Annotated in this window: 10 protein-coding genes; 5 read left to right on the plus strand and 5 right to left on the minus strand. The window is 71.5% G+C overall.

Annotated elements, in window-relative coordinates; genetic code table 11:
* The first annotated feature begins 52 nt into the window (after positions 1 to 52).
* On the plus strand, positions 53 to 700 hold the full coding sequence (locus ACX27O_RS05370) for a DUF4245 domain-containing protein (protein ID WP_030328831.1): 648 nt from the start codon (positions 53 to 55) through the stop codon (positions 698 to 700).
* A gap of 208 nt (positions 701 to 908) precedes the next feature.
* Positions 909 to 1754 (plus strand): hypothetical protein, encoded by an 846-nt coding sequence (locus ACX27O_RS05375; protein ID WP_458939008.1) that lies wholly within the window; start codon positions 909 to 911, stop codon positions 1752 to 1754.
* Positions 1755 to 1793: 39 nt separating this feature from the next.
* On the opposite strand, the gene ACX27O_RS05380 is transcribed toward ACX27O_RS05375, so the two are convergent.
* Both ACX27O_RS05380 and xseA read right to left on the minus strand, forming a co-directional pair.
* Positions 1794 to 2015 (minus strand): exodeoxyribonuclease VII small subunit, encoded by a 222-nt coding sequence (locus ACX27O_RS05380; protein ID WP_030328827.1) that lies wholly within the window; start codon positions 2013 to 2015, stop codon positions 1794 to 1796.
* A 45-nt stretch (positions 2016 to 2060) separates the two neighbouring features.
* Positions 2061 to 3293, minus strand: coding sequence for an exodeoxyribonuclease VII large subunit (xseA, locus tag ACX27O_RS05385; protein WP_245233528.1), 1233 nt, complete (start codon positions 3291 to 3293; stop codon positions 2061 to 2063).
* A gap of 143 nt (positions 3294 to 3436) precedes the next feature.
* Between xseA and ACX27O_RS05390 the strand changes: the two genes are divergently transcribed.
* Both ACX27O_RS05390 and ACX27O_RS05395 read left to right on the plus strand, forming a co-directional pair.
* Complete coding sequence (locus ACX27O_RS05390; protein WP_124770510.1) at positions 3437 to 4423, plus strand: 4-hydroxy-3-methylbut-2-enyl diphosphate reductase; 987 nt, start codon at positions 3437 to 3439, stop codon at positions 4421 to 4423.
* A gap of 40 nt (positions 4424 to 4463) precedes the next feature.
* Positions 4464 to 4898: a hypothetical protein gene (locus ACX27O_RS05395; protein ID WP_358127685.1), complete on the plus strand. Its 435-nt coding sequence runs from the start codon at positions 4464 to 4466 to the stop codon at positions 4896 to 4898.
* Positions 4899 to 4968: 70 nt separating this feature from the next.
* Here the strand turns inward: ACX27O_RS05395 and ACX27O_RS05400 are convergent, their stop codons facing one another.
* Positions 4969 to 8265, minus strand: a complete 3297-nt coding sequence (locus tag ACX27O_RS05400; protein WP_458939009.1) for a S8 family serine peptidase — start codon at positions 8263 to 8265, stop codon at positions 4969 to 4971.
* 137 nt (positions 8266 to 8402) lie between these two features.
* The gene (gene rmuC, locus ACX27O_RS05405; protein ID WP_210861328.1) at positions 8403 to 9578 is read right to left on the minus strand and encodes a DNA recombination protein RmuC; all 1176 of its coding nucleotides are present in this window, start codon (positions 9576 to 9578) and stop codon (positions 8403 to 8405) included.
* A gap of 54 nt (positions 9579 to 9632) precedes the next feature.
* Between rmuC and ACX27O_RS05410 the strand changes: the two genes are divergently transcribed.
* Positions 9633 to 10457: a hypothetical protein gene (locus ACX27O_RS05410; protein WP_458939010.1), complete on the plus strand. Its 825-nt coding sequence runs from the start codon at positions 9633 to 9635 to the stop codon at positions 10455 to 10457.
* Between the two features lie 68 nt (positions 10458 to 10525).
* On the opposite strand, the gene ppc is transcribed toward ACX27O_RS05410, so the two are convergent.
* Entirely contained in the window at positions 10526 to 13312 is a 2787-nt protein-coding gene (ppc, locus tag ACX27O_RS05415) for a phosphoenolpyruvate carboxylase (RefSeq protein WP_357638122.1), read from the minus strand.
* Positions 13313 to 13520 lie beyond the last annotated feature (208 nt).

Genomic DNA, 13520 nt, shown 5'->3' on the forward strand with positions numbered 1-13520 from the left:
GGGGCGGTGATGGCACGGATACCGCCGGTCGGGCGGCTGCGAAGATAGCGGGGTGGAACCCGCACAGCCAGCCGACCGCGTACCCGCCGACCGCACGCCGCCCGACGGTCAGCCGCCGGCCGACGTCCCCGCCGGTGGTGAGCCCGCCGCGACCGATCCGACCCCGACCCCGCCGCCAGCGGCGGCGGCCGGCAAGTCCGAGCGGTCGCCGAAGGACATGGCGATCTCGTTGCTGGTGCTGCTCGTCCCGATCGCGCTCCTGCTGGCGTTCTACCGGGGATTCCTCGGCGGCGACCAGGCCACCACCGTCGATCCGGCGCCCGCGATCGAACAGGCCCGGTCGGCGAACGTCTTCCCGGTGAGCCAGCCGCAGGGGCTCGGCTCCGACTGGAAGACGGTCAGCGCCCGCTACCAGACCGTCGAGAACGGCGCGAACCTGCGACTCGGCTACCTCACCCCGGAGGGGCGAGGCGTCCAACTGCTGCAGAGCAGCGTCCCGGCGGATCGTCTGCTCCCCGCCGAGCTGACCAGCCAGGGCCAGCCGCAGGGCCCCACCGAGCTGGCCGGGCGCACCTGGCAGCTCTACACCGCGCGGGGCAACCAACAGGCGCTGGTCCTGCTGGAGCCGACCCGCACGGTGATCGTCGTCGGCGACGCCCGGGACAACGAACTACGCGAACTGGCCGGCTCACTGCGCTGAGGGGACCTCGGCGGTCGATGGACCCGCCGGCGCCGAATCTGGGCAACCAGCCCGAAGGGTGATTGTCCGACGCCTCGACAGGGAACAAGGAGGGGGTGATCCGGGCGCGCTGCTCGGCCCGGATCGCGCGACGCAGCCGACGGTGCTGCTGCGTCGCCCGGTTTCCGGCGCCGTCCAGGTCGTCGGGTGACCCCCTTGGGAGACACGTATGACTGTTCGACGACTTGGCGCCGGCCTGGTAGCCGCCGCTCTGATCACGCCCGCACTGGCCGCCTGCGCCAGCGGAACCGGCACCACCGGCTCGACGCCGTCCCCGACGGTGACGGCGTCCGGCACGGCGAGCCCGTCCGGTGTCCCGGTGGCGGGCGACGCCAAGCAGGCCCTGCTCGACTCCACCAAGGAGATCAGCAACGGGAACTTCCGGTTCACGCTGGCCGGCGCCGGCTCGACGGCGGAGGGGCTGGTGCACCAGCCGAGCCAGAGCGCGGCGTTGAAGATCGCCATCGGTGGTCCCTCGTCCGACCTGGCGATGAAACTCGACGTGATCCACTACAAGCCGGACAGCTGGGTCAAGCTGGAGCTGACCGGCCCCACCGCCAACAGCCTGCCCGCCATCAAGCAGCTCAACCTCGGCAAGTACCAGCACCTGGACCAGAACCGGATCAAGGGCAACCGCAACCTCGGCTTCGACTTCGACAAGGTCGACCCGGCCGGCAGCGCGGTGCTCACCCAGGGCATCACCGAGGTCCGCAGCACCGGCACCGGCACGTACGCCGGCACCATCGACGTCACCAAGGCCGCCGAGGCGGGCTCGTTGAACGCCGCCACGATCGCCGCGCTCGGCACCCAGGCGAAGACCGTCCCGTTCACCGCGAAGGTGGACCCGCAGGGCCGGCTCAGTGAGCTGGTGCTGCAACTGCCGGCCGCCGGGCAGACCGCCGCCCAGGAGATCAAGATGACGTACTCCGACTACGGTGCCGCCACCGCCGCGCAGAAGCCGCCGGCGGACCAGGTCGTCGAGGCGCCGGCCGAGCTGTACAGCCTGTTCAACTGACCTGCCCCGGTGGGGCGGCTCCGGCCGCCCCACCGGCGATCAGGAAGCTGGTTCCTGCCGGGCGGCGTCGATCCGCGCCCGCGCGCCATCCAGCCAGCGTTGACAGATCACCGCCAGCGCCTCGCCGCGCTCCCAGAGCGCCAGCGACTCCTCCAGGGACGTGCCGCCGGCCTCCAGCCGCTCCACCACCGAGGCCAGCTCGGCGCGGGCCTGCTCGTAACTGAGCCGCTCGTCCGGCCCGGCCTTCGTGTCGTCAGTCATCGCGTTCATCTCAGCACACCCCTCCCCGCTGCGGCGCGTCGCCACTCAGCCATCGACTGTGGCGGCCAGCTCGCCGTCGGCCAGGCGTACCCGCAGCGGATCGCCCTTGCCGACCTCCGCCGCCGCGCGGACCACCTGGCCGTCCGCGCGTTGCACGATCGCGTACCCCCGGTCGAGGGTGGCGGCGGGGGACAGGGCGCGCAGCCGCGCGAGGGTGTGCCGCAGGTCATCCTCGGCGGCGGTGAGCCGGTGCTCCAGGCATCGGCCGGCCCGCTGCCGCAACGCGGTCAGCTCGGTCGCCCGGTGCTCCACCATCACCTGCGGCCGGGCCAGCACCGGCCGGGACCGCAGCCCGTCGAGCCGGTGTGTCTCCCGGTCGACCAGGTTGCGCACCGCTCGTTCGAGGCGGTGTCGGGCCTGACCGATGAGGCGTACCTCCTCGGTGAGGTCGGGGACGACCCGCTTGGCCGCGTCGGTCGGGGTGGAGGCGCGGACGTCGGCCACGTAGTCGATCAGTGGCGCGTCCGTCTCGTGGCCGATCGCGCTGACCACCGGCGTACGACAGCCGAACACCGCGCGGCAGAGCGCCTCGTCGGAGAAGGGCAGCAGGTCCTCGATGCCGCCGCCACCCCGGGCGATGATGATCACATCGATGCTCGGGTCGGCGTCCAGCACCTTGAGCGCGTCGACGATCTGCGGGACCGCCGACGGGCCCTGCACTGCCACGTTGACCGTCCGGAACTCGACCGCCGGCCAGCGCCGTCGGGCGTTGGTCAGCACGTCCCGTTCGGCCGCCGAGGCGCGACCGGTGATGAGCCCGATCCGGCCGGGCAGGAAGGGCAGCCGACGCTTGCGGGCGCGGTCGAAGAGTCCTTCGGCGGCGAGCAGCTTCTTGAGCTTCTCCAGCCGGGCCAGCAGCTCGCCGAGGCCCACCTGGCGGATCTCGTCGGCGCGCAGGCTCAGCGTGCCCCGGGCGGCGTAGAACTCCGGCTTGGCGTGCAGCACCACGCGGGCGCCTTCGCGCAGCTCGGGTGCGCCGGCGTCCAGGACGTCCCGGTTGGTGGTGACGGTGAGGCTCAGGTCGGCCGACGGGTCGCGCAGGGTGAGGAAGACGGTGCTGGCTCCGGGGCGACGGCTGATCTGCGCCACCTGCCCGTCCACCCACACCCAGCCCAGTTTGGCGATCCAGGCCCCCACCTTCTGGCTGACCACCCGTACCGGCCAAGGCTCCTCAGCGCTGCTGGCCCCGCCGCCCCCCACCCGCCCGTCTCCGCTCACCCGCCCACCCTACGGACCCTCCCGGTGATCAAGAGGTTTGCGTCAGTGCTGGGCGCGTTTTTGACGCAAACCTCTTGATCACCGGGGCTCTGGGCGGGTCGCGGCCCACTGCCGGTGGGAAAGCCGGCACGTACGATGGGGTGGTGACTGAGGCTCAGGCGACTCACCGGACCGGCAAGCGCGTGCTCCTGGCCAAGCCCCGCGGCTACTGCGCGGGTGTCGACCGCGCGGTGCAGACCGTGGAGGAGGCGCTGAAGCTCTACGGTGCCCCCATCTACGTGCGCAAGCAGATCGTGCACAACAAGCACGTGGTGCAGACCCTGGAGGCCCAGGGCGCGATCTTCGTGGAGGAGAACGAGGAGGTGCCCGAGGGCGCCACCGTCATCTTCTCTGCGCACGGCGTGGCGCCGGAGGTGTACGAGCAGGCCAAGGCGCGTTCGCTGAAGGCGATCGACGCGACCTGCCCGCTGGTCACCAAGGTGCACCACGAGGCGCGGCGCTTCGCGGCCGAGGACTACGACATCCTGCTCATCGGCCACGAGGGGCACGAGGAGGTCATCGGCACCGCCGGTGAGGCCCCCGCGCACATCCAGCTGGTGGACGGCCCGGACGACGCCGACAAGATCACCGTACGTGATCCGGAGAAGGTGGTCTGGCTCTCCCAGACCACGCTCTCGGTCGACGAGACGCTGGAGACGGTGGCCCGGCTCAAGAAGCGGCTGCCGCTGTTGCAGTCCCCGCCCAGTGACGACATCTGCTACGCCACCTCCAACCGGCAGCACGTGGTCAAGGAGATCGCCGCCGACTGTGACGTGGTGATCGTCGTCGGCTCGACGAACTCCTCCAACTCGGTGCGCCTGGTCGAGGTCGCCCTGGACGCCGGCGCCCGCGCCGGTCACCTGGTCGACTTCGCGCACGAGATCGACGACGCCTGGCTGGAGGGCGCCACCACCGTCGGCCTGACCTCGGGCGCGAGCGTCCCGGACGACCTGGTCCAGGAGGTGCTGGTCCACCTCGCCGCGCGCGGTTTCGCCGACGTGGAGGAGATCACCACCGCCAACGAACGGCTCACGTTCTCGCTGCCGCAGGAGCTGAAGCGGGACATGAAGGCCGCTGCGGCGCGCGGCTGAACACGGGAACGAACTCGGGTCGGCGTACGTCAGATTCGGCATGAGGACTCTTCGGTTCGCCGTCCCCGCGCTTGCTGTCTGCGTGGCGCTGAGCGCCTGCGGCAACCAGGGCGGGGTGGGCGGCACACCAACCCCCACCCCGACGGGAGCGCAGCCGGTGACCAGCCAGCCCACGCCCGACCCGACCGTCTCGCCAGCGACAGTCACCCCCACCCCGCCGCCCGGAGGAAAGACTCCGAAACCGGGCGGCCCGAGCACGCCGCCGGGCGTCGGGGCCACCACGGTGAGCGGCATCGTGCAGGGCGGTGTGGAGCCCGGGTGCGTACTGCTCGGCGAATACCTGCTGCTCGGTGGCCCGCGTGACGTGCTGACGCCGGGCGCACGCGTCGAGGTCACCGGTCGGGTGGAGCCCGGCATGATGACCACCTGCCAGCAGGGCACCCCGTTCGTGGTGGAGAGCGCCCACCGGTCCTGACCACCCACCCTGACACGCGGGAGCCCGCCCCCGAACATGGGGACGGGCTCCTGCCGGCGTTACGGGCGGATCAGTTCACCGCCCCGATGGACACGTTGCCGCGACCCACGATCGCACCCTCGGTGGTGACGATCGCCAGCTCACCGGAGAGCTGACGCCCGTCGGCCGGAACGGCCACCGCGGTCACCGTGCCGGTGATGGTGGCCGACTCGCCGTGCATCAGCGGCACCGCGACGGCCGGAGCGGTGATCGTGCCCAGCGACGCGGACGCGAACGCGTCGTAGTAGTCGTAGGCGGTGCTCGTGCCCGGCCCGTCGACCCCGTACGGCTCCACCACGACGCGGTAGGTGCCGGCCGGCGGGTTGTTCAGCGTCACCGCCTCCTCCGAGTCACCGTCGGCCGCCCGGCCGACCTCGGTGGCACCCCGGTAGACGAACAGGTCCAGGTCTGCGCCCGCGTTCGCGGGGTTGCCGATCCGGGCGGTGAACGTCGAGGTGCCCGCCGGGATCTCGACGGTCCACTCCTGGTTGGGGCCGCCCTCGGTGATGGTCGGACGCTCGGTGCGGACACCGGTCAGCGCGCCACTGCGGCCGCTGACCGAGACCGGGCCGAAGGCGTTGGTGACGTTCCAGCTCACCCGGGTCGGCTCGCCGGCCTCGACGCTGGGCAGCTCGACCAGCGCCGGCTCGACCGTCAGGCCCTGCACCCGCACCTGGAGCTTGAACGGGTTGTTCAGCGCCGGGGACGTGCGCCGCGACTCCACCTCGATCTCCCAGACCCCGGGAAGCGGGTTCTGGTAGTCACGCTCCTGCGGCTTGCAGACGTTGACGTCGGAGAAGTTGGTGTAGCAGACGGTGCTCGTGGTGGCCTCCACCGGCACACCCAGCGGGTTGATCGCGATGAAGCGGGTCTGCGAACCGGTGGCGATCCCGGAGAGGTTCACCTGGAGCGCCTTGGCGCCCTCCGGCACCGTCACGAAGTACGACGTGAAGCCGTTCCGGTCGACCGAGCCCTCGTTGGCGTACGAGAAGGTGGGCTTCTTCACGTCGTTCGAGGCCACCACCACTGTGGACACCTCGAAGTCGACGACGTTGGTGGCCGGGTCGTCGATCCGCATGATCGCCCCGTGCGCACCCTCGGTGGCCGGCTTGGCGGTGACGCTGATGGTGACGGTCTTGTTGAGCGGCAACGCGACGCTCTTCGGTGCCTTGAAGGTGCCGTCGTTGCCCTGGAGCGTGACGTCGTGCTTGATGGTGCCGGCCGGCCCGCTGGTGCGGGTCAGCTTGACCGGGTAGGTCTTGCTCTGGCCGACCTTGTGGCCGCCCTCGGACGAGGTGCAACGGTTGTAGACGCCGGTGCCCCGACCCGGGTTCGGCACGAACTTCACACCGTTCCAGATGGTCAGCTGGCCGGCCAGGGGGCTGCAGACCGGCGCGTCGGAGACGTACGACCGGGTTTCGACGCCCTGACGCAGCAGCTGCCAGGCACCCGGCACGTTGACCATGCCGTAGCCCTGCGCGTATGTCGGCACGTCAGCGATCGGCTTGGCGGAGCTGAACAGCGCCCGCCGCAGCGCGGCCGGGCTGACGCCCCGGTCGGTGGCCTTGGCGGCCGACAGCAGCAACGCGCCCGCGCCGGCGGTCTGCGGGGACGCCATCGACGTGCCGTTCAGCATCGCGTAGCCCGGGGGCAGCGCGTATCCGGCCTCGGGGACCGGAGCGCCGAGCTGCCAGGTCGGTGCGGTGGAGATGGCCGAACCGGGGGCGGCGATGTTCGGCTTGAAGCCGCCGTCCTCGCGCGGGCCACGGGAGGAGAAGTTGAACAAAGCGTTCTTCTTCCTGACGACCGAGCCGTAGTTGGCCAGCCAGGTGTCCTTGCTGATGTTGGCGGCAACGCTGATCACGTTGCTGGCGACCGACGGGTCGCCGACGGTGTTGAGACCCGGGCCGGAGTTGCCGGCCGAGATGACCAACTGCACGCCGTACGTCTCGATCAGTTCGTTGTAGAGGTTCGTCCGCGCGTTGTTGCCGTCGTTCAGGCCCGGCAGGCCACCGATCGACATGTTGACGATGTCGACGCCACGGTTGGCCACCAGGTCGATCATGCCGGTGGTGAGGGCGGCCGCGGTGCAGCCGCCGCCCCAGGAGCAGGCGCGGGCGGAAACCAGCTTGGCGCCGGGCGCGGCACCGTCGAACGCCCCGTTGCCGAGCATGTCGTTGGCGGCGGTGATGCCGGCGACGTGGGTGCCGTGGGTGCTCTCGACGATGCCGATGTTGACGTAGTCGTAGGTGCCCGGCAGCCCGATCGGCGTGGTGTTGACGTTCTTGCGGAACTCGACGACGAAGGGCTGCCGCTCGGCGACCGGCGTTGCCGGGTTGTCGGTGCCGAAGTAGCCGATGTCGTACTTCTCCTTGTACGGCCGCATGATCGGGTCGTCGGTGAAGTTGAGGTTCTGGTTGGCGTCCACCCAAATGTTGTTGGTGGCCGGGTCGTAGAGCACACCCCAGGTGTCGGTGGTGTCGCCGTCGCGGTTGACGTCACCCCGGGCGTCGCTGTTGGTGGTCACCGACTCGCTGAACAGGTTGAACCGGTACGCGCCGGCCGGCGCCGTCCAGGTGCCACCGGCGATGGTGAACGACGGGCCGGCGACCTCGGCCTGCATCCGCCGCCAGGTGCCGTCCTCCAGCGGGTCGGTGGCGGTGACCCAGTCGACGATCTTGCGCTCGCCGGTGGTGGTCTGCTGCAGGGCCGGGTGGGCCAGGTCCACGCCGGAGTCCATGATGCCGATCGTGACGCCCCGGCCGTCCCACTCCGGGTGGGCCGCGGTGAACGCCACCGCGCCGGTCTCGTTCGTCGGCATGTACGGGTTGTCGGCCGGGGTGGTCGCTCCCGGCGCCCCGACGGTGGCCTGCCGAGCGCCAGCGGTGCCGGTGGTGGTGCGTTCCGGGGTCGGGTCTGGCAGTTGGATGACCTCGTCCAGGTCGACGGCCGAGACGCCGGGCAGCCGCGCCGCCTTGAGAACGCTGTCGGTCGGGACCTTGGCCAGCACGAAGCCGACCCGGTCCTGCCGCTGGCTGACCGTCCCGCCGAGCTTGGTCAGGCTGTCGGCGACGTCCCCTGCCTCACCCTTCTCGGTGGCGACGATCAGGGTGACCGTCGGGGCCTTCTTGGCGCGGGCCTCGCCGAGCAGTTTGGCGTCGTGCGCGCCCAGCGTCTCGGCGGCGGTGGCCGGGGAAGCGTCAGGTGTGGTGGCGGGAGCGGCGGCCGCGGTGGCGGCACCGCCGACGGCGGTCGCGGCGCTCGCCGCCAGGACCGACGCGAAGAGCGCGGCTGAGGTGCGCCGGCTCAGGTTTCGGAGTCTGCTCACGTTCTCTTTACCTCCAGAGAACAGGGCCCCTCAGAGAAGGGCGCTCGGGTGAGCAGAATCTTTCGTGGTATCGATGAACACTGTCACTACCGGTCAGTCCCTTGTGACCACTTCGTGACATGAGGGCACACGCACTGTCACATAGCCGGTGAGCGGGCCTCGACCTCGCCGTCGGTCGGATCGACCAACTCGGGTGCCTGCGGCTGCCGGGGCGTCAGCTCGACCTGGGCCGGCGTGGCCAACTCGTCGTCCGATACGCCCAACTCGGCGAGCTTGCGGGCGCTGACCAGCACCCTGGCCTCCAGCGAGCCGACCGCCCGGTTGTAGGCGGTCACCGCACCCGCCAACGAGGACCCGAGCTTGCCCACGTGATCGCCCAGGGTGGACAACCGGCCGTACAGCTCCCGGGCGAGGGTGTGCACCGCGAGCGCGTTGCGGGCCAGTGCCTCCTGCCGCCACGAGTAGGCGACAGTGCGGAGCAGTGCGACGAGCGTGGCCGGCGTGGCCAGCACCACGTTGCGGGTGAACGCGTGCTCCAGCAGCGTCGGGTCACGCTGGAGCGCGACGTCGAGGAACGGGTCGGCGGGGACGAACAGCACCACGAACTCGGGTGCGCTGTCGAACGCCGACCAGTAGGACTTGGCCGCCAACGCGTCCACGTGCCCCCGCAGGTGCCGCGCGTGCGCGTCGAGGTGGGTGTCCCGGCCACGCTCGTCGCGGGCCTCCATGGCGGTCAGGTACGCGTCGAACGGCGCCTTGGCGTCCACCACCACCGAGCGACCGCCGTGCAGCCGGACCACCAGGTCCGGGCGGACAACCTGCCCGTCGTTGTCGGCGGTGACCTGCTCGGAGAAGTCGCAGTGCTCCAGCATGCCGGCAGCCTCGACGATCCGGCGCAGTTGGTGCTCGCCCCAGCGACCCCGCACCTGCGGTGCGCGCAGCGCCGCCACCAGCTGTTTCGTCTCGGTGCGCAGCTCACCCGAGACCGCGGTCATGGAGCGGACCTGCTCGCGCAGCTCGGCGTACGCGTCGACCCGGTCGTGCTCCAGCTCGGCCACCCGCTGCTCGTAGCGGCGCAGGGTGTCGTGCAGCGGCGCGACCGCCCTGGCCACCGCCTCCTGGGACTGCGCGGTGGCCTCGTAGCTCAACGCCCGCATGGACTGCTCCAGCCGGCCCTCGCCCTCCCGGGTGGCGGCCAGGGTGGCGTCGAGACGGGCGATGTCGGCCGCCGAGCGGGACCGGGCCGCGAGCCAGCCCACCGCCCCGCCGACGCCGAGGCACACCATCACCAGGAGCAACGTCGAGACGTCCATCACCGGAGCTTGCCAGACGGATATGACGTGACACCCAGGGGTACGTTCGATGACATGGAACTTCTGCTCTGCCTCGCCGTGGTGCTGGTCGGCGCGCTGGGCGCAGCCGCGCTCATCCGCGCCCAGGCCGGTGCCCGCCGACGCACCGAGCTCGGCGACGCCCGCGCGGAGGCGCAGCGGTGGTACGAGCGCCTCGGCGGCCAGTTGATGAACCTGCACGGCGACGACCCGGCGGTGCGCCAGGCGCTGGCCGACGCCGGTGAGCGGTACAACGCCGCCGGCTCGCAGCTGGAGCAGGCGCGTACGCCGCACCAGTTCGCCCTGGCCCGGGAGACCGCGCTGGAGGGGTTGGCGTACATCCGGGCGGCGCGTACGGCGCTGGGTATCGACCCGGGCCCCGAACTGCCGACCCTGGCCGCCGCCCGGGGCGTGGGGCAGCTCACCAAGGAGCGCGAGGTCGACGTGCAGGGGCAGACCTTCCGGGCCGGGCCGCAACCCGGCCGGGAAACGCCCTACTACTACCCCGGTGGGCGTTATCAGGGTCGGCCGGTGCCCGCCGGCTGGTATTCGACGCCGTGGTGGAAGACGGCGCTGGGCGCCGGGGCCGGCGTGCTCGGCGGCATCCTGATCGCCGACGCGCTCTTCTCGCCCGCCTTCGCCGACCCCGGGTACGGCTATGACGCCGGCTACCAGGAGGGCTTCGGTGACGGCGTCGACCAGGGCGGCGACGGCGGCGACCAGGACTTCGGCGGCGGCGACCAGGGTGGGGATTTCGGCGGCGACTACGCCGGTGGGGATTTCGGCGGCGGTGACTTCGGCGGTGGGGGCTTCGGCGGCGGTGACTTCGGGGGCGGGGATTTCGGCGGCGGCGACTTCTGACAGTCGTCCGCAGACCCACGAAACGGGCCCCGGTCACAGCGACCGGGGCCCGTTGTCGTACCTGATGATCAGCCGGTGTTGCGCATTCCGGCGGCGATGCCGTTCACGGTGGTGAGCAGCGCGCGTTCCAGGGCGGTGCCGTCGCTCGGTGCGCGTCGACCACCCGGGGCGGTGGCGATGGCCCGCCCGGCGGCACCCGACTCCCGGTACTGCCGCAGCAGCGCCACCTGCAGGTGGTGCAGCGGCTCCAGGTAGGTGTCGCGGACGGCCAGGGTGCGCTGGAGCACCGGCGAGTTTTCCAGCAGGGCCGGTGAGGCGGTGACCGCCAGCACCTCCCGCTTGGTCAGCTCGTACTCCCGCTCGATCTGCTCGAAGATCGGGTGCAGCTTCTTCGGCACCAGCGTCTCGACGTACCGGCGGGCGATGCTCAGGTCGGTCTTGGTCAGCATCATCTCGACGTTCGACAGGAACGTGCGGAAGAAGTGCCAGTTACGGTGCATCTCGGCCAACACGTCCGCCAGCCCCGCCTCGCGGGCGGCGGCCAGCCCGGAACCGACGCCGAACCAGCCCGGCACGATCTGCCGGGTCTGCGTCCAGCCGAACACCCACGGGATGGCCCGCAGCCCGGACAGTCCCGCGCCGGTGTTCGGGCGCTTCGCCGGCCGGGAGCCGATGTTGAGCGCGCCGAGCAGTTCGGTGGGGGTGGACGCCCAGAAGTACGCCGGCAGGTCCGGGTCCTCGACCAGCGACCGGTAGGACCGGAACGCCGACTCGGAGACCACGTCCATCGTCGCGTCCCAGCGCTCCAACATCTCGGCCGGCTGCCGGGGCGCGGTGTGCAGCAGGGTCGCCTGGAGCACCGCGGCGAGGGTCAACTCCAGGTTCTCCCGGGCCAGCGAGGGCAGGGTGTACTTGTCGGAGATCACCTCGCCCTGCTCGGTCACCTTGATCGCGCCGTCCATCGTGCCGTAGGGCTGCGCCAGGATCGCCTCGTGCGTCGGACCGCCACCACGCCCGACCGTGCCACCCCGGCCGTGGAAGAGCCGCAGGTGCACGCCGTGCCGGGCGGCCACGTCGCGCAGCGCGCGCTGCGCCCGGTGGATCGACCACTGGCTGGTGGTGATCCCGGCCTCCTTGTTCGAGTCGGAGTAGCCGAGCATGACCTCCTGCACGTCGCCGCGGGCGGTGACCAGCGCCCGGTACGCGGGCAGTGACAGCAACTCGTCGAGGAGCTCACCGCCGGCGTTCAGCTCGGCCGGGGTCTCCAGCAGCGGCACGAACCCGATCCGGGCCCGCCCGCTGTGCACGTCCACCAGGCCGGCCTCGCGGGCCAGCACCACGGCGGCCAGCACGTCGTCGACGCCCAGGGTCATCGAGATGATGTACGACTCGATCACCTCGGCGCCGAACCGGTCCTGTGCCTCCCGGATGGTGCTGAACACGTCGAACGTCTTGCGGGCCGGCTCGGTGAGCGACGTGTCCAGCGTGGACAGCGGCCGGCGGCCGGTCAGCTCGTCGGCGAGCAGCTTGGTGCGTTCCAGCCGGGTCAGCGCCGGGTAGTCGGAGACCTCGCCGACCGCCTCGTAGAGCTGCGCGAGCACCGCGTGGTGCGCCTCGGCGTGCTCCCGGACATCCATGGTGGCCAGGTGCAGGCCGAACGCGGAGACCGTACGGATGGTGGAGGCCAGCCGGCCGACCGCGGTGAGCTGCCCGGAGTTGCGGGCCAGCGAGGCGCGCAGCAGGTCCAGGTCGGCGACCAGCTCGGCGGAGCCCCGGTAGTCCCGACCGGGCACGTGCGCGGTGCCCTGACGCAACCGCAGCCGGGTGTTGGCGAGCTTCGCCTTCACACAGCGCGCCTTGAGCCGGTACGGCTCCTCCGCGTTGACCCGGCGGAAACGCTGCGCCACCTCGGGCAGCGCGTCCAGGTCGGCGGCGAGGCTGGCGGAGAGGTCCAGGGACACCCCGCGCAGTCGGCGGGACACCGAGACCTCGTTGATCAGGTGGTCCATCGCCTTCTCGGTGGCGGCGATGCCGTGCTCGTGCTGGATGGTCAGCACCTCGCGGGTGACCGCCGGGGTGACGAACGGGTTGCCGTCGCGGTCGCCGCCGATCCAGGTGCCGAAGCTCAACGGCCGGGCCGTCGGTGAGGTCTCCACGCCGAGCGTGCGCAGCGTGTCGGCCAGGTCGTCGAGCACCTGCGGGGCGGCCTCCGCGTACAGGTCGCGCAGGTAGTAGATCGCGTTGCGGGCCTCGTCGGTCGGGTCCGGCCGGTCGAGCCGCAGCTCGTCGGTCTGCCACATCAGATCGAGCAGCTCGGCCAACCGGCGGTTGGCCGGGCCCTCGTCGCTGGCGCCGTAGAGGATCGCGTTGGCGGTCTCGGTGTCCAACTCGTCGGCGATCGCCCGCAGCTTGGACAGGATCGACCGACGGGCCGCCTCGGTCGGGTGCGCGGTGAAGACCGGTCGCACCGCGAGCCGGCGAGCGGCGTTGGCGATCTCCTCGGCCGGCACCCCCCGCTCGGCGATCATCTTGGCGGCCTGGTCCAGCCAGCCGCCCTGCACCGCGCGACGGCGGCGCAGATCCCGGGCGCGGTGCACCTGCTCGGTGATGTTGGCCAGGTGGAAGTAGGTGGAGAAGGCGCGGGCCAACTTGGTGCCGGTGGTCACGTCGAGCCCGCCGAGGCGCTGCGCGGCCGCCGGGGCGTCGCTGCGGACCTGGGCGCGGATCTCCTCGACGAGGTCGAGCAGCGGGCGACCCTCCTGGCGGGCCAGGGTCTGGCCGAGCAGGGTGCCGAGTCGGCGGATGTCGGCGCGCAGTGCGGCGTCCGGGCCGTCGTGGTCGTGCTGGTCGGTCACGATGCGCTCCCTTGCGTGGGTACGAAGGACAGCGCTGTCCGACTTACTGGATGGTATCCGCGCGGACCGGATGTCTGGAGGGCCCCCGGGTGATCCACTGCCTCCGGACGTGTGTTTTGCGGCGTGATCTCAACCACCATGATCGGTCCGCGCGGGCAGACGGTGGTGTGCGCCGGGATCGGAACATAGGGCGCTACTGAGCAATTTT

This window comes from Micromonospora sp. SD19, assembly GCF_054462275.1.

Bases quoted from the DNA above. Each gene is read 5' to 3' on its own strand.
- ACX27O_RS05375 (WP_458939008.1), top strand. From the start codon at position 909: ATGACTGTTCGACGACTTGGCGCCGGCCTGGTAGCCGCCGCTCTGATC.
- ACX27O_RS05380 (WP_030328827.1), bottom strand. From the start codon at position 2,015: ATGACTGACGACACGAAGGCCGGGCCGGACGAGCGGCTCAGTTACGAG.
- ACX27O_RS05395 (WP_358127685.1), top strand. From the start codon at position 4,464: ATGAGGACTCTTCGGTTCGCCGTCCCCGCGCTTGCTGTCTGCGTGGCG.
- rmuC (WP_210861328.1), bottom strand. From the start codon at position 9,578: ATGGACGTCTCGACGTTGCTCCTGGTGATGGTGTGCCTCGGCGTCGGC.
- ACX27O_RS05410 (WP_458939010.1), top strand. From the start codon at position 9,633: ATGGAACTTCTGCTCTGCCTCGCCGTGGTGCTGGTCGGCGCGCTGGGC.